Raw genomic sequence first — 24,288 nt, forward strand, 5'->3', positions numbered from 1 at the left:
AGCTTTCGTAGAAACGCAAAATTCAGACTTCACAATTTTATCGATACAGGTTATATTACTTGCTGGTTGCTGCTATGATGGCGACAAAGGGCTTTCGCTCTAGCGTAAAGTACTTTTGTGTCGCTTTTTCTAATCCTTAGCCGAACCATATACTAAAAAATCAACTGTCCCCATGCCCAAAAAGATCCAAAGGTTCAAAAAAATTCTTGTCGCCAATCGGGGCGAAATTGCTATCCGTATTCTCCGTGCAGCCTCCGAGTTGAAGTTGCGGACTATGGCCATGTATACCTTTGAGGACCGTTATAGCCTACACAGGTATAAAGCTGATGAAGCTTATCAAATTGGGCCGGATGATGAGCCTCTAAAGCCTTATCTCGACATAGAGGCGATTATCAAACTGGCTAAAGAAAAAGGCGTTGATGCCATCCATCCAGGCTATGGTTTCCTCAGTGAAAATGTTGATTTTGCCCGCCGCTGTCGGGAAGAAGGCATTGCTTTTGTAGGGCCCAGCCCAGAGGCTATGGAACGTCTCGGGGATAAGATGGCGGCCAAAGTACTTGCTCGGGCAGTAGATGTACCACTCATTGAAGATTCTCAGCAGGATCTTGACAATGCCGAAATTGCACTGGCCGAAGCTCAGAGAATAGGTTACCCCATTATGATCAAAGCCGCCTCTGGTGGTGGCGGGCGCGGTATGCGTGTCGTTCGCAATGATGAACAACTGGTAACGGAGTACCACGAAGCAAAAGGAGAAGCTAAGACTGCATTTGGAGATGATACTGTCTTTCTTGAAAAATACATTGAAGAACCCAAACACATTGAGGTTCAGATCCTTGGAGACCAACAGGGCAATATTGTACACCTTTACGAACGCGACTGCTCTGTGCAACGCAGGTTCCAAAAAGTTGTTGAAGTTGCACCAAGTATCACCCTGAAAAAGGAAACGAGGGAGAAGCTTTACGAATATGCCATTCGCCTTGGCAAGGAAGTTAATTACAGCTGTGCCGGGACCGTAGAGTTCTTGGTAGACAAGGAGGAAAATATCTATTTCATTGAGGTAAACCCCCGGATTCAGGTAGAGCATACCATTACAGAAGAGATTACAGGTATTGATCTAGTGCGGTCTCAGATCCTTATTACCATGGGTTATCCTCTGGCACATAAGACGATCTTTATCAGAAACCAGGACGATGTAAAAATCAATGGTTTTGCTATTCAGTGCCGTGTAACGACAGAAGATCCTCAGAATGGCTTTAAGCCAGATTATGGCACCTTAATCGCCTATCGATCAGCCTCTGGTATGGGTATCCGCCTCGATGCAGGTAGTGCGTTCCCTGGTGCTAAGATCAGCCCCTATTTTGACTCCATGCTCGTAAAGGTTACCGCTTGGGGAAGAACCCTTGAAGGAGCCAGTGAACGCCTTCACCGTGCGTTACGTGAATTCCGTATTCGTGGTGTAAAAACCAACATTGGGTTCCTGTTAAACCTTTTGCAAAATCCAACTTTCAAGAAAGGACAGGCGACGGTAGGTTTTATCCCTGCCCACCCCGAGCTCCTAAAAACGCCTAACTGGAAAGACCGCGGCACCAAATTAGTGAGCTATCTGGCAGAGGTTAATATCAACGGTAATGCTGACGTTAAATACCACGACAAAACGAAGGTTTTCCTAAAACCTCAGGTGCCTGCTTTTGTAAAAGAAAATCCATTCCCCCAAGGCAGTAAAGATCGCCTCACGCAATTAGGCCGCGAAGGTTTTGTCGCAGACCTAAAGGCCGACTCAAAAATTCATTACACGGATACTACTTTCCGTGATGGGCATCAGAGTTTGCTTGCTACGCGCATGCGTACGTTTGATATGCTCCAAGTTGCTGAAAGCTTTGCCCAAAAACACGGTGCTGATGTATTCAGTATGGAAGTATGGGGCGGGGCTACTTTTGATGTGGCCATGCGTTTCCTCAAGGAAGACCCTTGGAAACGACTCGCTCAGCTGCGTAAAGCAATGCCTAACGTGCTGTTGCAGATGCTACTACGCGGATCAAACGCAGTAGGCTATACTGCTTATCCAGACAATTTGGTTATTCGCTTTATTGAAGAAGCTGCCGAAACTGGTGTTGATATTTTCCGCATTTTCGACTCCCTCAACTGGGTCGACAATATGGCCACCAGTATTAAGACCGTAAGAGAAAACACCAACAGTTTGGCGGAAGCCTGTATCTGTTATTCCGGGGACATTACCGACCCTACAAAGACTAAATTCACCCTTCAGTATTACCTGGACATGGCCAAGGAGCTGGAGGATCACGGGGCTCATATCATCGCCATTAAGGACATGGCGGGGCTATTGAAACCACTTGCGGCGGAGCTTTTGGTTAGTAAATTAAAAGAAACCGTCGACACGCCGATTCACTTGCACACCCACGATACCAGTAGCATCCAGGCGGCGACCTATTTGAAAGCAATCGAGGCCGGCGTAGATGTGGTGGATGTATCAATAAGTGCCCTTTCTGGGCTCACCTCGCAGCCGAACTTCAATTCAGTGGTAGCGATGATGCAAGGCCATGAACGGGAGAATAAGATTGACTTGCCTTCGCTAAATGCTTACAGTGCTTACTGGGAAAGCGTGCGGGCTTACTACTATCCTTTCGAGACGGAATTACGCGCCGGTACTGCCAGCGTTTACGAGCACGAAATCCCCGGTGGACAATACTCGAACCTGCGGCCACAAGCCCGGGGATTGGGATTGGAAGAACAGTTTGAGACCATCAAAGCCAATTACCAAGCGGCTAATGACCTCTTTGGTGGCTTAATCAAGGTAACGCCTTCCTCTAAGGTTGTGGGAGATATGGCCATGTTTATGACCAGCAACGACCTCACAAAGGAAGATGTTCTCGAAAGAGGCAACAAGCTGGCCTTCCCTGACAGTGTAAAAGCACTTATGCGTGGAGATTTGGGTCAGATAAACGGAGGATTTCCCAAAGAAATTCAACAGCTGGTCCTCAAGGAAGAAGCCCCTTACACCGAGCGTCCTAATGCTCACATGGAGCCCATTGATTTTGACAAGGAACTCAAGACTTTCCAAAAGGCTTTCGGCAAAGATTTAGGGATCAAAGATTTGCTTTCCTATCTGCTTTACCCCAAGGTTTATCAAGATTACTCCGACTTCCGCGAAGAATTTGGCGAAATCAGTAACTTGCCTAGTCCTGCTTTCTTTTATGGTTTAAAACCTAATGAAGAAATCATGGTGACCATCGCTCCGGGTAAAACCATCATGATCAGGTACCTCAACAGCACCGCTGCTGATGACCTAGGTAACCGACTGGTATTCTTCACTTTAAATGGACAGACTCGATCTGTACAGCTTCGCGACCGCAATCTAAAAGTTGAACGCGTAATGAATCGTAAAGCGAGCGGTGATAAAGAAATCGGTGTACCACTGCAAGGAAACCTCAGCAAGATACTGGTAAAGGAAGGACAGGAAATCAAAGAAAATGCTCCTCTATTCATCATTGAAGCGATGAAAATGGAGAGTACCATTACTTCGCCCGTAGCCGGTACCGTGAAGAAGGTTCACTTGAAAGAAAAGACGCTGGTACAGCAGGATGATTTGGTGGTGGAGTTGGAGTAAGCCAATTTCATTTAGCAAGGTGTAATTTCCTATCTTATATTAGAGCAAATACACCGAAGTTTATTAATAACCTAAATAGAACGCGGATCCAACGGATTTAACAGATCAACACATATTTTTCATTAAATAAGCCGTGATAATCTGTTAAATCCGTTCGATCAGTTTTCTATCCTTTTAAATCCATAAGTATTGAGAAGCATTTTATTTGGCTTTACTTACCTTAATGTTTAGTCGAATACCTATTTTAGTAAATTGTTCCTTACTAAAACACCAAAACATGCGCACTCTCAAAGTTTTTCTCTCTGCTCTGTTTCTTTTTCTAGGCATTTATTCCCCTATCATCGCCCAAGATTACATCATGGACGGCAGTCCCATAACGGATTGTGGCGGCGTGTTTTTTGACCCAGGAGGAGACGATGATTACGAAGCTAACACTACCCTCTCTACCTTGATTTGCAGTGATGGCACAGGAAGCACTCATAGCTTAGTGCAGTTTTCTAGCATCCAGTTGCTACCTGGCGATACCCTGCGTTTTTATGACGGCAACGATGCCTCAGCGCCATTGATCACCCCACCGGTGAGTATTCATGCAGGTATTCCCTTTTCCGTGCAAGCGACAGCCGCTAATTTGACCGGTTGTATTTACGTTGAATTTAGCAGTGATGATGAAGGAGAAAGCGATGGTTGGGAAGCTACAATTGCCTGCTTATCCTCTTGCCAGCCCATAATAGCAGACATAGCGAGTATGCCCCCTGCGATATCGAATACCCCTTTTATTGATATATGTCCCGGAGACACCGTACACTTTGATGCACAAGCCATTTTTCCTCAGAACGGGCTTGTTTATCCTCAAGATTTGGCGACCAGCACCGTTAACTGGCAGTTTGGTGACGGAACCTTTAATAACAGCCCCCAGGTTGAGAAGGTCTTTACCGAGCCTGGATTTTACTTAGTACAACTCGACATTACCGATGCGATGGGCTGTCCTACCGTAAATATTCCTTTCCGCTTTGTCAGGGTATCTCCGGGAATTAGCCTTGCAGCCAGCGAATTGCTGCAAGACAGCTATTGCTGGGGCGATACTATTCTATTGTACACCTTGCTTGATTCATTGAACAATATTCCTGGCTTCACCCTTTTGCCTTCTACCTTGGTTACTTACAGTGCGGGAGCACTTGGTGATACGCTATTACTCCCCGATGGATCTGGCGAGCAATATGAATCTGTAATTACTTTTAATCAATTTCCGGCAGGCGCTACGGTCAGTGAAGAAAATCCAATAGACAGCCTCTGGATGAACCTGGAACATTCTTACTCCGGAGATTTAGATATCGAGCTGATTTGCCCTAACGGGAGTAGTATTTTCTTACTTGATTATCCAAGCGGCACAGGGAGCACTAATTTTGGAGAGCCTTTTGCTAACAATCCTGTTGACGGTGTATCCTCCGATACTACTTTAGGTATCCCCTATCGATACACCTTCGTTCCAGAAAGTGCCAATGGCACCTTGATCGAGTTTGATGTCAACGCCCCGACCTATTCTTACACCACGGTTCCCAGTTATATTGATGGCACCATTTACACCTATACGGACACTTACTTCCCGGCCGGAAGCTACGAGCCTGAAGATAGCTTCAACGATTTGCAAGGTTGTCCATTAAATGGAGAATGGAAGATAAGAGTAACAGATAATCTAGGCCTGGATAATGGCGTCATCTTCTCTTGGGGAATCAATGTAGAAGGCGAAATTGAAGCAAATGGAGAAGAAATTGTAAGCGCCGCCACTTGGTATTGGGAAAATAGCGATGATATCCTTTTTCAAAATTTAGACAGTATCCTTATACTCCCTCAAGATATTGGTCTGACGACCTTGCAATTTACCATTGAAGATAACCTGGGCTGCCTTACAGATACCACCATCACGCTAGAAATCCTCCCCAGCGATGATCCAAACTGTATGGTTAACGATGCCGAATACCTTCTAGAAAACGACGCTTGGACCATCTACCCCAACCCTTTCAATGACAACTTCACGGTAAAAATTAACGATTCTCCGGCCCGCTACCAGCTGGAAGTGTACAATGCTTTAGGCCAAAAAACAATAAGCAAGATTTTTACAAATGAGGAAAGTATTTCTACAGAAAACTGGGTTACGGGTATTTATTTCTTACGGATCAAAGATTTGGAAGGGCATGTTTTGGTAGTGGATCAATTGGTGAAGGTGCGGTAATGGATTGTGTGCTGGAATGATGTCTTTATTCAAATTCAATTCGGCGTTGACTTTGCCTACAGCAGAGTGTACGTAAAAATCCGTTTTGCGGAGGTTGCTAAGTAAGGCAAAATCGTGGAACTATGAGACCCAACCAAACAATAATAAAAAACAATCTGCTTTCTATTGCAGCAGCTTTACTGTTTTCTATTGTAAATATTTTTGGGCTAATCTTCTCATTTAATGGAAGAACCGGTGAGTTCAATCACCTCGTTTATTTAGTTGCGCAAGAGTTTTGGCCCTTTGCGAGCGGTGTGATTTTTAAGATGTTTTTTCTTACAGTTGAAGCGTTACTCATTTTTCTGTTCCTTCGGAAAATCAGTAACAAATCGGTAGTGATAGTAATAACTTCATTATTGATCTTACTATCACTCCCCTTACTTGACTTAAGCGGTTTATAATCACCAAGCCTGCTCTACCAGCTGGAAGTGTACAATGTACTAGGTCAAAAAAAATAAGTAAGAATTTTACAAATGAGGAAAATATTTCTACAGAAAGAGGTAGAACAACCTAGCCATGACTCAAATGGTGATACTATAAATATGAAAAAAAGCCTTGTAGGAGCTGTCCTAATCCTGATTTTCTCTGCATGTCACAAAACGCCATCTCATTTAGACAAGGGTAATTGGGGCTTACGCAAACTTGACAAAGTATACCATCTACCTATCGATGACACCCCAATACTGGTTTGCGAAAAATTCGTACCACAGTTTTCTTCTGATAAATATGAAGTAAGGCTTTACTTCCCAAACCTTGAGCAGGTGAGAGTAGATTCCATATTTAATATGCAAAAGCATCAGATCATAAATTTACTTGATGGAATGAAATTTACGCTTACTGATTTGACCTCAGGGGAAGAATTGGCAAGATTAGATCTTACAAAAGAGAATTTTTTCAGCTATATTTCTTTTAACCGTAATCCGGACAAGCCACTTTCCTGTTGGATATCTCCTCAATTAAATCTCCGTAAAAAGCATAAGTATAAAATGGGCTTAATCATCCCCACAGAGAGCAAAAATCAAAAAGAATCACTTGATATTGTGCTTATTGTTGGGGTTGGAAGATTTCCGAGTCTTTAAAGAACTACCAACATAGGGGTGTTAGTAGTTGGCGTATTAAATGGTTAAATCATGTGTGTTTTTTTGATTTTTCCCAATAAATAAATAAAATGAGATCTCAATTGAATCAACTATTCTTTCTGTTAAACAACAGAGCCACTATGCTACTCTACAATGACGACAGCTATAGTAGCTTAGTAAACTTTTTCATCGGATATGAACTGAGTATTAATCACTTTTCAGCACCTGAAACTTTGAGCTTTAATGAATGGTTAATGCAGGAAGAAGGTCGGAGATTTAGCGCTAATTGGTCTTCATATATATTACAGAAAAACGAAAATAATGAGGAACGTTCAAAAGAGATGTTACTCAAGTATTTCGAAGCATACATAAAGACGCTTTCTTTCCAGCCTACTGATTAGCTATCCGACTTGTTCGCCACCCCACATGCAGTATCTCGATGTATTATGTTTAGAAAATATCTGGTCAATATTCATAAATTTTATAATCATTTCTACGCTGGTGAAATGGATTCCCCTATAATGCCCCCTTTAATTTTCGGTGTAACTTTAACCTCTTTCTTGGCTGCTATTGATATAGCCTTCAATAATAGACACTGGATAGAATGGTTAACAAGTTCTCATAAGATAATGATTACTGCACCTGGTTTTACTGTGATGTTTGTCACGTACATGTGGTACAGAAGTAGATTGCCAAGTAGCTCAGAGCTTATGAATAAGAAAGGAATGTGGCTTGGTATTATTTTAAGTATGATTGCAATATTAAGCGCACTAATTGCTTCTGGAATAAACCCATAATTTCCTTCCTACCTACTGGCTAGCTCATATCCGCCGTGCGCCTTAGCCGATGGATGCATAGCGCACAGTGGGCGAAGGTGCACGGCGCTTGCCTAAATCGGGATGACCTTAAACTATTGCAATAAAAAACCTGTCTCTTTACCTGACGTAATGCTTCTTTGTTGCCTGTCCAGAAATGTAAAAAGCAATAAACATAAGCCCCTCGCTCCGAATAACATAGAAATACTGGTAACAATTCCCTCTTTTAAGCAACCAAGAATAGCTCAAAAAAAATACCGTAAATTTGGGCTGTTCAAAAAAGCCTAAAACATGCGTTTCCCCAAAAGCTTCCTTTTTCTATTCATTTTCACACTCAGTAACCTTAGTGTCCTTCTTGCTGCCGATTATTTTTGGATCGGCGGAAGTGGCAACTGGTCAGATATTAGTCATTGGGCGACCAGCTCGGGAGGTGCCATTACGCACTCGCAAGCACCTACTGCAGATGATGATATTTTCTTTGATGGAAACTCCTTCACTGCACCCGGGCAAACGGTAACCATGAATACCGACATCATTTTTTGTCGCAACATGACCTGGCTGGGAGCGACCAACAACCCCACTTTTATTGGAGGTACCAATGTAACCTTGAACATTTATGGTTCGCTGGATTTGATTCCGACCATGACTTTTTCATTTACTGGCCAAACGGTTTTTACCGGCACCTTGCCCACCAACACCATCAGCTACGGTACTCATCCAGCTGGGCAAGACGTCTTCTTTGATGGTACTGCTACCTGGTTACTCAACAGTGGGATTACCGTAGACAGTGCTTTTGTATTAAACGAAGGCAACTTACAGACCAATGGCCAAAACATTGATTGCAAATACTTTGAAAGCCGTACAAATAATAACAGAACGCTAGACTTAGCGGGGTCGATTATCACCATTCGTGGTACTACAATTGATCCTTTTAGCGGGAATGTCCCAGAGCAGATCATCCAGCCGCTACGGTTGCATGCAAGCAATCTGACGATGATTGCTGGAACCTCCACCTTTATTCTTATTGATCCGGTCGTTGATATTTGGATGGAAGGGCCTGGTGTCATTAATTTCAATCGAGTGATTCTGAGCAGTCCGATGGGGAATAGCCGCATTATCCCTTGGATACCTAGTGGCAATGGTGCCGATGCGCCTACCATGAACTACAACGAGCTCGACCTCTTCCACCTGACCTTACTCAATGGCAGCCCTACTATAAACAATCTGATTTTGCACCCCGGTCAGCGTTATCAATTTGAGGCTGGCGAAACCTTTACGCTGGGGGCAATTGATGCACAAGGAGATTGCCTTCAGAGCATCGGTATAGAATCCAGCTCCGCTGGTGATGCAACCAACTTTGTGACTGGCAGTAACGTAGCAGTCGATTTTGTTTCCCTGCGAGATATCAATGCGGCGGGTGCTTTTACCGCCAACAATGTGGTAGATTTAGGAAACAATACGGGCTGGACACTCAACCCGCGACCATCGCAAGATTTCTTCTGGGTAGGTGGTACTGGCAACTGGAACGACCCCACGCACTGGTCATTTACCAGCGGCGGACCGGGCAGTGGTTGTATTCCTTCCCAATTGGACGACGTGTATTTTGACGCCAATTCCTTCAATGCCGCCGGCCAATCCGTCACCGTAAATGTAGAAAACGCCTATTGCCGGAGCATGGACTGGACAGGCGCTACCAATATGCCCAACCTCACTGGCTTGGCCAATAATTCACTGCGCTTGGGGGGCTCCTTGACTTTTATAACAGCCATGCAACACACCTTTGCGGGCGCTTACTACTTTGAATCTGATCAACTGGGGAATACCATCACCAGTGCCGGGCAACCATTCAATTTTGATGTGAATTTTTCCGGCACCGGAGGCGAATGGATACTCCAGGATGACTTGTACGTAGACTTCAACCTCTATTTCTTTTCTGGTATCCTGCGGACCAATGATCAGGACATGGAAGTCAATCGTTTCTATTCGGAATTTGCCAGTCCGCGGCAGTTATACCTTGGCTCCTCTTATATCCGAGTGAACCTTCATAACTTTTATGCACCTATTTGGGAGGTAAACACCGACAACCTGTTACTCGATGCAGGAACCTCTACCATTGAGCACCAAGGGCCATTTTCGGCGCTACACAGAACCTTTGGCACCACTACGGCAGCTTACCACAAGATAATCTTCAGCTCTTTTGAAGGCCGCCTATTTTCCTTGATTGATTTTCCGGGCACCGATGTGACGATTGATTCTTTATGGTTTCATCAAGAAGGAGCTATTTCTGGTAACAATACCGTCGATTACTGGTACCTGGCCCCCGGCCATCAATACAATTTCGTTAGTGATGTCACCCAAACGATCAATGAGCTGGATGCCAATGGCAATTGCCTAGATGGAATGATCTACATCAGAACCAACAGTACTGGCTACACCACCAATTTCAATATTGCCAACGACCATACTTTTGATCGTATCTTTCTACACGGTATCATACAAACCGGTACCGGGAATTTGCAAGCCAATAACTCCATTGACGATGGGGGGAATGTAAACTGGAACTTCGCCAACTTTGCTGGTAGAACCCTTTATTGGGTAGGTGATGCCGGAGACTGGAACGACGAAAACAATTGGTCACTAAGTTCAGGTGGCCCCGGCGGTGAGTGTATCCCAACCCCAATTGATGATGTTATTTTTGATGTCAATTCATTTTCTTCGATCAACCCCTTAGTCAGCAACTCACTAGGAAACAACATGTATTGCCACGATATGACTTGGGAAGCAGGCATCGCCAACACCCCTAACTTCAACTCCAATTATATACAGATATTTGGCTCGCTGACCATAGAAGGAACAATGGAATGGAACGTTTTCCTGATCAAATTCAATGGTAGTAACAATCACACGATAACGACGACAGGGATAAGGTTGCACACCCTCTATTTTGAAGGAACTGGTTCGTACCAACTTACAGACCCATTGAACGCAGCCACTATTAGCCTCAACCGTGGCACCTTTGACACGAACAACCAGCCTATCATTGTCGAAGACATCGGAGCCATTGGGCTCCCTAATCCCAAAACTTTAATATTGCGCGATTCGGAAATAGAACTCACTGGTAACAATCCAGGTCCATTTATCTCTACTTTTACGGTCTTTTCAGCAGGACTTGATCTACAACCGGGGAATTCCAACATTTACTTCACCAACACACAGCCCGGCATCCGTTTTGATTATCCGCTTTCGCTGAACAATGTTTACTTTACGGAGCCAGCAGGAGACGCCACCATTGATACAGACAATGGTACATTCAATTCAGTTACCCTTAACGGGAATGCACGATTATTGCGCCAACAAAGCATGGACACCCTCCTGTGTGCGCCGGGTAAAGCCTACCGTTTTGATGCTTTCTTCACCCAGACGATCAATGAATACTGGCAGATCATTGGCAACAACTGCACCCCGATCAGCCTGTCTTCGACCATGCTCAATTCGCTAGCCAACGTAAATATGCCCGCTAGTGGCAACATCCTTGCCGACTTTATCCAGATGCGCGATATCCAGGCCGCAGGCGGTGCTAACTTCCTCGCCGGAGCCCGCAGTACGGATATTGACAACACCAACGTGGGTTGGATCTTTGATAGCGCTCCCGAGTTTATAGATGTTGGTTTCTTGGGGCCTGATCAAGCGCTTTGCAATGGTGATCCATTGACCCTAAACGCCTATTCCTACACCATAGGAGAAACCTACCTCTGGCAAGATGGCTCCACCGATTCTACTTTGGTGATTACGCAATCAGGTTCTTATGCCGTAGAGGTTAATTTTCAGACCAGCTGTGTTATAAGAGATACGATTGAAGTCATTGCCGCCCAAGATTTCGCAGTAGATCTTGTAGATGACCCGATAGTTTGTAGTGGTGAAACACTTACGTTAGATCCAGGCATTACCATTAATGGTGCAAGTTACTTGTGGCAAGATGGATCTACTGATCCTACATTTACCTTGAATACAGGGGGAGAATACAGTGTGGTCGTCAATATAGGTGGTTGCGAAGCCGGTGATACGACGATGGTGAGCCTCGCCACCGCCCCCATTGTCAATCTTGGTTTAGACATCAATCTCTGTGATGGAGAAACCTTTGACTTGACCTCCAATGTAACCGCAGATACTTATTTATGGCAAGATGCAAGCACCAATAATAATTTTTCGGGTAATGCGCCAGGGGTCTACTGGCTAGAAGCCGCCAACAGTGGTTGTAGCACCCGCGACACTGTACTTGTCAACTATTTTAGTGTGCCAATCATTGACTTAGGCAATGATACCTTAGTGTGCGACCAGCCTAGTCTTATGCTAGGATTTCCTGCTTCGGATATTAGCTATACCTGGTCAACAGGAAGCACTATGAATGGGATCACCGTCTTCCAATCCGGCCTATATTGGGTAGAAGGCAATCGAATGGGCTGTAGCAGTCGCGATTCTATCAACGTTACTTTCCAGGATAATCCAACGATTGAGTTTGGCGACGAAATATTTGCCTGCCAGGGAGATGTCATCAACCTTACTTCCCCCGCAGTAGCCGATGCTTACGCGTGGAGCGACGGAGATATGGATGCTGATTTTTCAACGACCACAGCAGGCACCTATTTCCTTGATGCTACCTTTGGAAGTTGTATCGTCCGAGAGTATTTCGAGGTCATCCTGAGTGATGGCCCTGTAATTACACCATTAGGTGCTGATACTACGCTTTGCGAAGGAGAAAGCCTCAACTTGATGGCCATTACAGATAGCGGCACCATCTCATGGCAGGACGGGAGTACGACAAATAACTTTACCGTTAGCGAAGCTGGCGAGTATTGGTTTACAGCCGACAACATGGGCTGTACTTCCAGCGACACTATTTTAGTAGCAATCATAGACTTGCCGGAGCTTGATTTTGCTCCGTTTTACGAAAGTTGTGAAGGCACTACATTTACACTAGGTTCTCCAATAGCAGCAGACAGTTACCTGTGGAGCAATGGTGACACTGGCCCCACCTTTACGGAAACTGCACCTGGAGGTTACGATCTGACTGCCACCATTGGCACCTGTATCTTAAACGATGATTTCACCCTTGACTTCCTGATCGCCCCAGTAATTGACTTGGGCCCCGATCAAATGCCTTGCGAAGGTCCGCCAGTTGTATTAAACGCAGGTCAAAGCGGGATATGGCAAGATGGGTCGTCATCGTCCATTTACCTTGTGGAAAACAGTGGCCTCTACTTCGTAGAAGTAGCCAATGGTGACTGTACCAGCCGTGATTCTGTGGTGATTGACTTCCTCCCTGCTCCTGATTTTGATCTAGGCGAAGACCTGACCGCCTGTGAAGGGGAAGCAGTTACGCTCAATGCGCCTGCAAACCTTGGCGCCATCAGCTGGGACGATGGAAGCACAGACCAAAACCGAGACCTAAATACTCCCGGCATCTATTGGCTCGACATCACCGGCGCAAATGGCTGTATCAGTCGCGACTCGGTTAACCTCGCTTTTGCGCCACTCCCGTTACTAGAACTAGGAATGGACACCATCGTGTGCGAAAACCAATCTTTTGAGGTACAACCAACGGTAGGCCAAGGTGTTTTCCAGTGGTTTGATGGCACAACAAGAGATAATTACCTAGTGGAAAGCCCCGGGTTAATTACTGCTACCTTAGCTAACAATGGATGTGTTGTATCAGACACGATCCGAGTTCAATTCAAGGAATGTAAAGTTTTCCAGGCTTTCATCCCAAATATCTTTTCGCCCAATGAGGATGGTGTCAATGATGTCTTTTTCATTCAGTTGGATCCATCTGTACTCGTTTTGGAATACGAATTACAAATCTATGATCGCTGGGGAGGTCAAATCTTCGTGAGCAATAACCTCAGCGAAGGCTGGAATGGCAAAACGCGTGGAGAATTAATGCCTGCTGGCGTCTATGTTTATTTTGTCAATATCACCTACAGTGATGATCTTGGCATCAATAAGGAGGTATTGATGGGGGATGTGACTTTGATTAGGTAAGGGTTTGGGGTTGGTGGTCAAGCTAAGCGAATACGTGTATAACGCCTCTCCTCCCCCTTTAAAAAAACATTCCGAAACAAAGCCATTTTCAACAATGGGAAGGGTCGGGAATGGGGCTTGTGGTTGATTTTGAAAAGGGTTTCGTTAAAAAAATGAAGACATGATCAAAAGCGTTGTATTTCTCGTACTATTACTAACGAACAGTTTTTTCACCTCACTTAACAGCCAAGCAGATACTATGGCTTTGCCTATTTTTCAACATAGGCTAAGCAAAAACCTTATTGAGGATTTATCAAATGGTGCTTTGGATGAATCAAAAGTAGCCTCTCAACTAACTTACATAGGAGAATACCTAAAAGCGCAAGAGATTTCTTATGATGGCCCAATAGCCTGGGGTTTTGACACACTTACTTGGGAAGATCAAGTATATTTTGCCGATTTTTCGCCAATAGATGCTATTGCCTCAATAATAGAAGAATCAGCTAAACATCAAATAGTCATTATCAATGAAGCCCACCATAAGCCTCAACATCGAATGCTTACAAGGAGCCTGTTAAAAGGTTTGTATCAAAATGGTTATAAGTATTTCGGCCTGGAGGCTTTAACGAACCTTAATGATTCAATAGAAAGAAAATTCAGTCATGGCACTACGATAAACGAAAGAGGGTATCCATTAAACTCCCCTGTTTCAGGCACTTACACCAGTGAGCCTCAAATGTCAAATTTGATAAGGGAAGCTATAACTATTGGTTTTACCATTTTCAAATACGAAGAATTTGGAAAAGAAAGAGAACAGAACCAAGCTAAAAACATAGCTAAGATTTTAGAGGAAGACCCCGAGGCCAAAATATTAATCCATTGCGGTTGGTATCATTTGTTAGAAAAAGCAAACAATGAAAAACGATGGATGGCGAGCTACCTATCGGAATATACCGGAATAAATCCATTGACGATTTATCAAGACATATTAGTCGAACGATATTCTTCTAAAGAGAGTCCATTTTATGAAATGATCAAATATGACTCACCAAAAGTATTTAGGAACCAATTTGGTGAATATTACAATGGATTTAAAGGGAATTCCTACTTTGACATCTTGGTATACCACCCAAGAACACAATTTGTAATGAACAGGCCTAATTGGTTATACCATTACCCTGGAAATAAGAGTTACGACATCGAAAACATTACGGTTGGCTATCCATGTTTAATAAAAGCCTATAAATCAAATGAAGATAGCCATGCTATGCCAATTGATATCATCGAGAAAGATTACGAAAATGATCCTACTGTTTTATGTCTACCTCTTGGTGAATATAGATTAGAGATTACCAACGATTCCGGAGATAAAGAAATCAGAACCATAATTATTAAATAGATGGTCAGAGCACTAGCTTGGACCAGTCCAAAACAGTAAAAAAATAATCCTACACCTTTACGACTAATAACTATGAAAATCATCAACCTTTGGTCCAGCCCAAGAAATATATCGACGGCCTTGATGTACAGTTTTGCACAACGACCAGATACAACGATCGTTGATGAACCCTTGTATGCCTACTACCTTGCGAACACCAACAGTGAGGCCGCACACCCAGGTGTTGCAGAAATCATGGCCAGTCAATCAGCAGATGGGAATGAAGTGGTGAATAAAGTAATTATGGGAGACCACTACCCTACTCCTGTTGTGGTACACAAGCAGATGACTCATCATTTGATGGATCTGGATCGCAGTTTTCTGCACCAGTGCGACAACGTAATGCTCATCCGTGATCCGCGGGCGATATTGGCTTCCTATACCAAGGTTATCCAACAACCAACGCCTTTTGATATCGGTATTCCGCAGCAAGATGATTTGTATGCTTACTTGAAGAAGCACCACTTGTTGAAAGCCATTGTCGATGCCCGAATACTGTTACAAAACCCTCGGGATATTCTGCAAAAACTTTGCGACAAGTTAGAGATTCCATTCACAGAACAAATGCTTGGCTGGACCGCAGGAGCACTTCCTGAAGATGGCGTTTGGGCCAAGTATTGGTACAGCAACGTACATTCGTCAACAGGCTTCAAACCCTATCAGGAGAAAGTGATTGAATTACCAGCCCATTTAGAAGAGATTGCCAGGAAATGCCAACCTGCTTATCAGATGTTGTTGAGAGATTCATTGCTGATAGACTAAAAAGGTCAGCTTAATAGTGTAATTTGATGGGCCGTAGCTGCAACCTACGGCGAACTTGAGGGTCAAACAATGGAAACTGTGTACTTGGATTCAAATAGTACTCCATCCTAGTACCAAGTACTTAATATCTTTCAAACGCTTATTTCGCCAGTAAAAACAAAGGTTGCCGGACCACATAGCCAAGAAGAAAAGGCTATACCATCATAATCCACTTTCACTTCTAGTGCACCACCTTTAGCAAGAACGGGCACTGTAAATAGCCCAGGTTTTCCGCGCCGTTGAACGGCTACAATTGCCGCTGCGGTAACGCCGGTCCCACAGGCCAGTGTCTCCGCTTCTACCCCACGTTCATAAGTCGCAATCGTCAAGCCATTCACATCGCCATTGATGAAATTCACATTGGTACCGCCAGGGGAAAAGGCTGCGTTATTTCTCAATACACGCCCCTGCGCATCAACATCAATAGCAGCTAGATCATCGTGCCACTCCAGATAATGGGGAGAGCCGGTATCAAGAAAGCAGCCATTAAGAACCGTCTCTATTTTATCTACTTTGCCCATTTCTAGCTGAACCCAATCAGGGCGCTCTACTATCGCCCGATGGACGCCATCTACCGCATGGAAGGTCGTTTCTTTTCCGATCACCCCCAACTTGAAAGCGTACGCCACCAGGCAACGCCCTCCGTTTCCACACATGGTACTGGGTCGTCCGTCCGAGTTGTAGTATTTCATCTCGAAATCCAGCTCAGGGTGCGGCTCCAATAACATGAGCCCGTCACCACCAATACCGAAGCGGCGATCACAAAGGCGGGCAATGTTCTCCACAGAAAGGTCCGTCAAAACAACGCCTTCCAAATGGTTAACAATAATAAAATCATTGCCCGCTCCCTGATATTTCACGAAAGAAAACGCCTTCATAACTATCTTTTCCAAAAGCCTTTAAACAAGTCCCAAATATCTTCCTTTGGTGGATTGGCATAAATCGTCACACGCTCTTTCTTGACCGGATGGATAAAGGAAAGTTGACGACAATGCAGATTGATATTACCGTCTAAATTGGTCGTAGTAGCTCCGTATTTGATATCTCCTCGAATAGGCGTCTTATTTTTAGACAACTGTACCCGAATCTGGTGAGGGCGCCCCGTTTTAGGCTTTACTTCCTGTAAAGAATAGGTACTGATTCGGCCAAGCATTTTATAAGTCAACTCTGCCTTTTTAGCACCATCTGCGCGATTGCTCATAAAGTCGAAAGCTTTGGCAAAGTTTCGATCTTTCTCTTTACGGATATAATGAACCAGCTCTCCTTCCATAGGGTCAGGTTGAAGCTCCGTAATCGCCCAGTAGGTTTTTTCGACCTCGCGTTGTTTAAACAACTCGTTCATCCGCGTCAGGCCCTTGCTGGTCCGTGCAAATAGTAGCACACCGCTTACCGGGCGATCCAAACGGTGAATAACGCCAAGGAAGACGTCACCAGGTTTGTTATATTGAACTTTGATGTAATTCTTTACATATTCCGCCAAAGTAGTATCTCCGGTATGGTCACCTTGAACCAGGTAGCCCGCAGGCTTGTTAATGGCAATGAGGTGGTTATCCTCGTAAAGCACTTGTAAGTGCATAGTTTCTTGAATTTAGGCCACAAAATTATGAAATTATCTCTAGGGTTTTCTCCTTGTCCTAACGACACTTTTATTTTTGATGCTTTAGTCCACCAAAAAGTCGATACTGAAGGGCTCGAATTTGACGTAATTCTGGCCGATGTGGAGGAGCTGAATCAAAAAGCAGTACAAGGCGTTTTAGACATCACCAAGCTTAGTTATCACGCTTATGCTCACTTGACTAACCAATATGTATTATTAGATGCAGGCTCCGCGCTAGGGCGCAATTGTGGTCCTTTACTTATTGCCAAACGCCCGCTAAGCGCAGAAGAAATAAAAAAAGGACCAATCGCCATCCCCGGAAAATTAACCACAGCCAACTTTTTACTCAGCCTTGCCTACCCTGAAGCACAAAACAAGCAAGAGTTTCTTTTTTCCGATATTGAAAAAGCCGTACAGCAAGAAGAAGTTATTGCCGGGTTGATCATTCACGAAAATCGCTTCACCTATCAGGACAAAGGCCTCGTAAAAATCCAGGACTTAGGCGAGTTCTGGGAAGGTAGTACCGGTCATCCTATTCCCTTAGGAGGAATTGTGGCACACCGTCGTTTAGCTCCTGATATTCAGCATAAAATAAATAGAGTGATGGCAAGAAGTGTCGCTTACGCACAACAGCACCCTTTAGCAACCCGCGACTATGTAAGTGCTCACGCCCAGGAGATGGATGAGGACGTTATGTACGCTCACATTGGTCTTTATGTAAATGATTATACACGCGACCTCGGAACGGAAGGCCGTGCTGCTATAGCAGCTTTGTTTCAGAAAGCAGAAGCGATTAACATTGTTCCTGCGATCAAGGAGGAAATTTTCCTAAAATAGGCAGCGATTAACCCACACTCAACTTGGTTCGCTTCGCCAACATCACTTCTTTTTTATTATGGTACTGCTCCATGTCTTTCAGGATTGTGTCCAATAACTCAATTGCATCGTTGATATAAGCTCCTTTATTCAACATGACGCACTCCGCTCGCAAAGAAGTGGTCGTATCAGTTATCTCCGCACGCGAAGGCAGGCCGTTTTTAGCCATATTCTCCAGTACTTGTGTGGCCCACACCACTGGCAGATGAGCAGCACTACAGTGGGCAAGAATTTCATCCTGAACCAAGCCTATATTGTCCCAACCAGTCTCTACAGCAAGGTCACCTCGGGCAATCATTACGCCTACCTGTTTAGACTGCATCGCAGTCATCAGTATCTCCGAAAGATTATTGTAGGCTAAACGGGTTTCGATTTTTAAAATCACGCCCAGTTGATTGAGTGCACCAAGCTGCTCCAGTTCCACAAATAGCTCTTCTACATCAGCTTTGGAATTCACAAACGAGAAATTAACAATATCAGCATACTGGGCTACAAATTTTAAATCTTCCTTATCCTTGGCTGTCAATCCACTTATTCCCAGTTCCGTTTGGGGAAAATTGATGCCCTTCTCAGCACGCAGTTTTGCCCCTTTTTCGGAAGCTCTCAAAATGGTTACCTGGAAATAGTCCTCATTTACTTCCGTGACTTTTGTGAAGATCTTTCCGTCATCAAACAACACAGTATGGTCCTTCTTGATTTTGTTAAAAACTTCTGGTAACTGGCACGAAATATGAGCTATCTTGATGCAAACCCCTTCCTGATCGTAGACCGCAGATTCACCAGGAATCGCAGCTCGATTCACCTGAAGGGTATCTCCTTCTTTTAATAAGAGGTAGTGTTCTTTAGGCGGCAATTTACCAACTACCAAAACCTTACCGGATGCTTTGGAATGTTCCAACACCATACCGCTTGTTACATAAGTTGTTTTCCGACAGGTGGCTACAAACTGGCCTTCTGCATTTCGATCAATGATGGAAAACTTCCTTTTCTTATTGCGCATATCTCTCAATCGCAGTTCATCGCCAATGGCTAAATCTTCCAGCGCTAATTGACCAACAGGCAAAGTATTCTCCGCCGATGTCTCTCCCAATTCCGCAACCAACAAGATGACCGCTGGTTGAATGACCTGCCCCAACTCATTTCGAAGGGGCTTAAATTTACGAATCTCTGGTCCTTCGGTAATGGCTCCTGTCCTAATTTTAGGCCCTGCCAAATCCATGGCTATTTTTACCTTCCGGCCCGACGCTTTTGCTGCTCGTTGGGCATTCTCAATGATTGCCCACCAAGCTTCAGGCGTATCGTGGGCGCAATTGACTCGCACCACGTTCATTCCTTTTTTCACCAATTGTTCTACCAGCTCATAATTATTGGCAGCTTCGCTGGGTTGGGTCACCATTATCCTTACCCGCCTGCCCGGAGAACGATACCCCAAGAGTTGTTTGGTGTGACTGGCCAACAAGCGCCGAGAACGCTTGATCGACAAGCCTGATTTTAGCAGCTGCTTTCCATCATCCTTGATAAGCGCCTGCAAAATCAAGCGAGTATTGAGTAAGCTAGCTCTAATGTGGCCCTCTGCATTCGCAAAACGCGAGAGTCCCAAATCTCGCATACTTTTTTGAAAATCACGGAGGTCAAATGTCCGGAAAGCGCGGTAGTGCACCAAGTTGCGGGCGCTCTTACGATAAGGTTTTGCAACCTTCTCCAAACTGTCCAACTGATGTTTTTCAGCTTCGTTGATCGCTAAGAGGAACTCATCAATTTGCTCAAGCAAACTTTTTAACTTTTCCACCTTGATTCTCATAAATCAATCATTGTTTGATGGGGTAATAATGATTAAACAACCGAAGCGTAAATTCGATGCGCCAAGGTCAATAATCAATCGCTTTATCCTGGTGATTTATGATAGCAGGTTACAACCACAAGTGTCAATTATATATCTCTAATAAAAAAGCCACCATTTAAACACCCTTAAATTATCTCAAAAACCGCGCAATCATGACAAAGGTAAACTCCTTATTATTCCTTTTTGCTTTTCTCACCACCACACTTTGTGCCCAAATTCAGCGTGGAGACGCTACGATTGGGGCTGCTGCTTTTTACGAATATGGTTTCCCTACTAAAAACACTTCTTCCGGCAGTTCCTACTACCTACTCGCTCCTACCTACGGGCAAATGTTAACCGATAGGCTTATGCTTGGTGGGATGGCCCAACTTTTCAATGAAACGTATAGTCAAAGAGGCTCCACCAATTTTCGCCTTCATCCTTATTTTCGGTATTATTTTCAGCCGAAAGCTCAAGGTACTCATTGGTACATTCAAGCAGGTACTGATCGCCCATCGGTAGATTACAGTTTCCTTTGGGGTTTTGGGGAATACACCGCCCTACAAGTGGGTAGCAATCATTTTATTCGCCCTAATATAGTCTTAGAGGCGAGTCTTACCAGCTATTACATCTATTACCCTTACCACTTTAGCCTTCCCAATGCCCCTTCTTTTGAATTAAGGGCAGGCCTACGTAGTTTTCTCCGACAGGAAAGCCTCGGAGATTGGAAATCAGGAAGTGGCCAAGTCAATCAAGGAACCATCCTGCTCGGCAACAACCAACTTGAATTGCATTTCTTTCCCAACAATAAAAATTCTTTCTTGCGAACAAATATTAACACCGAAACCAGCTATTTCTTCGCCGACCAATGGAGCGCAGGCCTAAAAATAGACTACTCCCGTGGGAATTTTGACAATACGATTCTGAACAACACCAGTACTTATCTAAGCTTTACCCCGTCACTGCGTTACTATTTGAAGTCAGGCGGACAAGTTATACCTTTCGGAAACGTCGAGTCTTCACTTGGTTATTCCCAAAATAATTTTGATGATTCATTAAACGATGGTCAGCTCAATGTTCGAATTGGGGCAGGTGCGGCTTTTTTCCTCAATGAAGCCCTCGCTATTGAAAGCTTGCTGTTTTTGGATCGTAGTATCAGCGGTGAGCGTAGTTACATGGGCTATCGAATCGCCTTACAATATTTTTTAAAAAACAAGTAGACCAAACCATTACTCAAAAGCACGGCTTCCATCGGCATTGTTACGCTGATAAGGTACTTTGAGAAAATCGAGGGTACCCGGTTTCACCCGGAGATAAAAGGAGTAGGTATTCCGGGTAGGTGCCCAGTTGAAACCCATTTCCCAGCAGTGAAGATCTCGGCGCAAGCCAAGATAAGGATAGGTAGTTTGCTTACGTGCAAAATCATAACCAATAGAACCAATGTCTACATTCCAATTTGGGGTAAGCCCCAAACTTCCTCGAAGTTCAAGGCTATGGGTATTCACCTGAAAGGTATCACGGTCAGCCGACAGAGGAGTAACGCCAAAGGTCAGGTTGTGGCGAATAGAGAAATTTTCAAATAAGCTGAGAAAATCGGTTTCATCTACCGGCCGAAGTTCGTTGCCATCACGGTCTACTTCTTCTACTATTTCTTCTTCCTTACCTTGAAAAAGAGCTCTGATTTTTGAAACAGTCAAATTGGTATTGAAACGGAAGGTTGCATTGACAAACTCAAAGGGTTTACCGTTTTGCTGCCAAGTCGTCTGGTTTATTCGTTGAAAGACACCAGAGCCCTCACTTGTTTCTTGTCGTATATGCGGATCAAAAGTGGTATTGAACGAAAAGGTTGTTGCTCCTTTAAACAGTCGAGTTGTACCCGTTATCGCAATAGGTGACCACTTTAAAGTATCCGCCGCAAAGTTGTAATTACCATTGATGTAGATGTTATCGAAAAGCTTAATGTTTCTTTCCGTTGAATCCTTGCGAGAGAAAATCTTGGCTTCAAAAATATTGGTGATACTATAGTTTAGGGCCATCTGCATTTCTGAGCTGGGTGGGGCCCCAAATATGCCATCCTGATAGCGAGAAACCAAGCGATTGGTCGTTATATCCAAGGTATCCGTGACCGAATCATAATAATTTCTATTATTGATATAATCCGGCTGATAACCAATCGAAATATTGGGCTTTATGACGTGCCGAAGTCCGCGAATCCTCCCTTTATCAAAGCGGTAAGTACCAAAAATCTGAGTATTTAAACTCAGATTAGCACTGTACGTCCGGTAGGAGGTGAAGCCTGGCACTGTATCTTGAATCCAGGTACCAAAGTCTACAGTCTCTATCAGAGGATCGCCGTTAGGCAGATACGTGGTATCTTGTACTACGCCATTTTCGCTATCAAAAGTCAGATCTAATTCTTCCATGTACCATACCTCCTTCATGTTTACCCCTGGGTTGAGGTTGAAGTATTTAAGTACCTTGAAGGAAGTACCGGCACTAGCCGTTTGTTGCATACCATAACGGGCATTGTCGAGCGTCTGACGTTCGAAAAAGGCGGTGTCTGGTGCGGTAAAATTCGCCCTCGCTTCATTGGTATAACGCAAAGTGATGTCTTCGTACCAGCGCTTGGCCCCTACCCTTTCCTTTTTGCGGAACGGGTACAAGGCCTGGGTTTGAAATTGAAAGGTGGGAAAATCCACGTTCATGCTCCGCGTCCGCGTATTCTGGCTGTGGCGGAAAGCAACACTCATTGAAATCGGCTTATCGAGCCAATTGCGAGAAAAGGTAAAGTTAGAGTTAATCACATTTGTTCCCACCGAACGAGCATCATTGAAAACCCGCTGCTGGAAATTATTCGTCTGAAAGTTGATCGACCCACCCAGCCTGTTCATCGGGTGAGCAGCAGCGTCTTGATTGTGTGACCAGTTGAGTAAGATACCATTGGCACGGCGAAAAACCGATTCTTGCACAATGTTCCCATTAGGGCCTATCATTGTTTCGCCAGTATCAGGGTCAAGCACATTAAGTATTTCTTCCTGGCGGCGGCTATCAAAACGGAAATTAAAATTGCCATTATAGCCATACCTCTTACGATACTGAACGGCTGCTCCCAAACCATAAGTCCCTTCCAGATAAATATCACCCGCCACTGTGAGGTTGAAGTTATCCCCTAAAGGGAAAAACCAGCCGATCTGTTTCAAACCAAAGCCCCATTGTTCTGAATATTCATAATCTCTGGGAAAGATAAGCCCGGTACTACGCCCTCCTGAGACCGGAAAAAAGCCGAAAGGCAACCACAGAGGTGTGGGTACATCCATGATTTCCAGATTAGAAGGGCCTATTACAACCAACTTATTAGGAATCACTTTCTGTTTTCTGCTGCGAATACCAAAATGAGGGTGATCAGCAGTACAAGTCGTGAAGATGGCATCTTCGCTATAAATAATATCGTGTGCCGTCGTATCGCCGGGAGGAGCACTGATGAACTTAGAGCGAGCGCCTTTTACCCGAATATCGTCTTCTTCTGTGGTAACATCGTAAACGATTCCTTTGCGGGTTTCGAAGTTGTAGCGCATCCGTTTGGCAACAAAAGTATTTTCTCCTTCCGTAAACTCTGGCGTCCCTTCCAGCACGCCAGTAGTATCATTTCTTACTCCTTGAGCCAACACTTCACTTTTCGACCAATCCAGTTCAATATAATCCGCTTTTAGTGTAATATTGGTATAGGAAACAAAAGCATTGCCGTAGAGATAAATTTTCTGGTTGCGGGCATTAAGTTTCATGGTATCCGCGTTATAATCCACGGCAGCTTCCAGAGCATCCTGGGAAACAGGTACACCAAGACTGATGCTCAGGCTAGAATCCTGCCCCAGCGTATCCACTTGAATGGTTTCTGGAAAGGTATCCTGTTGCACCAACGTAGTATCCTGAGCAGACAAGATGCTGAAT

General features: G+C 44.3%; 15 protein-coding genes. 11 read left to right on the top strand and 4 right to left on the bottom strand.

Going from position 1 to position 24,288, the window contains the following annotated elements; genetic code table 11:
• The first annotated feature begins 172 nt into the window (after positions 1-172).
• The 9 genes from ACRBG0_RS16660 (at position 173) to ACRBG0_RS16700 (ending at position 16,006) form a co-directional block, all read left to right on the top strand.
• A complete protein-coding gene (locus ACRBG0_RS16660) occupies positions 173-3,625 on the top strand; it encodes a pyruvate carboxylase (protein WP_431487995.1) in 3,453 nt (1,150 codons plus the stop codon).
• 277 nt (positions 3,626-3,902) lie between these two features.
• Entirely contained in the window at positions 3,903-5,855 is a 1,953-nt protein-coding gene (locus ACRBG0_RS16665; RefSeq protein WP_431487996.1) for a T9SS type A sorting domain-containing protein, read from the top strand.
• Positions 5,856-5,977: 122 nt separating this feature from the next.
• Complete coding sequence (locus tag ACRBG0_RS16670; protein WP_431487997.1) at positions 5,978-6,295, top strand: hypothetical protein; 318 nt, start codon at positions 5,978-5,980, stop codon at positions 6,293-6,295.
• Positions 6,296-6,367: 72 nt separating this feature from the next.
• A complete protein-coding gene (locus ACRBG0_RS16675) occupies positions 6,368-6,973 on the top strand; it encodes a hypothetical protein (protein WP_431487998.1) in 606 nt (201 codons plus the stop codon).
• Between the two features lie 89 nt (positions 6,974-7,062).
• The gene (locus ACRBG0_RS16680) at positions 7,063-7,374 is read left to right on the top strand and encodes a hypothetical protein (protein ID WP_431487999.1); all 312 of its coding nucleotides are present in this window, start codon (positions 7,063-7,065) and stop codon (positions 7,372-7,374) included.
• 45 nt (positions 7,375-7,419) lie between these two features.
• Positions 7,420-7,770, top strand: coding sequence for a hypothetical protein (locus ACRBG0_RS16685; protein ID WP_431488000.1), 351 nt, complete (start codon positions 7,420-7,422; stop codon positions 7,768-7,770).
• A 309-nt stretch (positions 7,771-8,079) separates the two neighbouring features.
• Entirely contained in the window at positions 8,080-13,827 is a 5,748-nt protein-coding gene (locus ACRBG0_RS16690; protein ID WP_431488001.1) for a gliding motility-associated C-terminal domain-containing protein, read from the top strand.
• A 160-nt stretch (positions 13,828-13,987) separates the two neighbouring features.
• Positions 13,988-15,205, top strand: a complete 1,218-nt coding sequence (locus ACRBG0_RS16695) for a hypothetical protein (RefSeq protein WP_431488002.1) — start codon at positions 13,988-13,990, stop codon at positions 15,203-15,205.
• A 72-nt stretch (positions 15,206-15,277) separates the two neighbouring features.
• Positions 15,278-16,006 (top strand): hypothetical protein, encoded by a 729-nt coding sequence (locus tag ACRBG0_RS16700; protein WP_431488003.1) that lies wholly within the window; start codon positions 15,278-15,280, stop codon positions 16,004-16,006.
• Positions 16,007-16,137: 131 nt separating this feature from the next.
• Here ACRBG0_RS16700 and dapF read toward each other — a convergent pair whose 3' ends face one another.
• Both dapF and ACRBG0_RS16710 read right to left on the bottom strand, forming a co-directional pair.
• The gene (gene dapF, locus ACRBG0_RS16705; RefSeq protein ID WP_431488004.1) at positions 16,138-16,923 is read right to left on the bottom strand and encodes a diaminopimelate epimerase; all 786 of its coding nucleotides are present in this window, start codon (positions 16,921-16,923) and stop codon (positions 16,138-16,140) included.
• Between the two features lie 2 nt (positions 16,924-16,925).
• Complete coding sequence (locus tag ACRBG0_RS16710; protein WP_431488005.1) at positions 16,926-17,621, bottom strand: RluA family pseudouridine synthase; 696 nt, start codon at positions 17,619-17,621, stop codon at positions 16,926-16,928.
• Positions 17,622-17,648: 27 nt separating this feature from the next.
• Between ACRBG0_RS16710 and ACRBG0_RS16715 the strand changes: the two genes are divergently transcribed.
• The gene (locus tag ACRBG0_RS16715; RefSeq protein WP_431488006.1) at positions 17,649-18,479 is read left to right on the top strand and encodes a 1,4-dihydroxy-6-naphthoate synthase; all 831 of its coding nucleotides are present in this window, start codon (positions 17,649-17,651) and stop codon (positions 18,477-18,479) included.
• Positions 18,480-18,486: 7 nt separating this feature from the next.
• Here the strand turns inward: ACRBG0_RS16715 and ACRBG0_RS16720 are convergent, their stop codons facing one another.
• Positions 18,487-20,319 (bottom strand): pyruvate kinase, encoded by a 1,833-nt coding sequence (locus tag ACRBG0_RS16720; protein WP_431488007.1) that lies wholly within the window; start codon positions 20,317-20,319, stop codon positions 18,487-18,489.
• Between the two features lie 194 nt (positions 20,320-20,513).
• On the opposite strand from ACRBG0_RS16720, the gene ACRBG0_RS16725 reads away from it, so the two are divergent.
• Positions 20,514-21,560 (top strand): hypothetical protein, encoded by a 1,047-nt coding sequence (locus tag ACRBG0_RS16725; protein WP_431488008.1) that lies wholly within the window; start codon positions 20,514-20,516, stop codon positions 21,558-21,560.
• 9 nt (positions 21,561-21,569) lie between these two features.
• On the opposite strand, the gene ACRBG0_RS16730 is transcribed toward ACRBG0_RS16725, so the two are convergent.
• Positions 21,570-24,288: putative LPS assembly protein LptD (locus ACRBG0_RS16730; protein WP_431488009.1), on the bottom strand; the 2,719-nt coding region annotated here is incomplete at its 5' end.

The organism is Lewinella sp. (assembly GCF_050633125.1).
GTDB lineage: Bacteria > Bacteroidota > Bacteroidia > Chitinophagales > Saprospiraceae > Lewinella.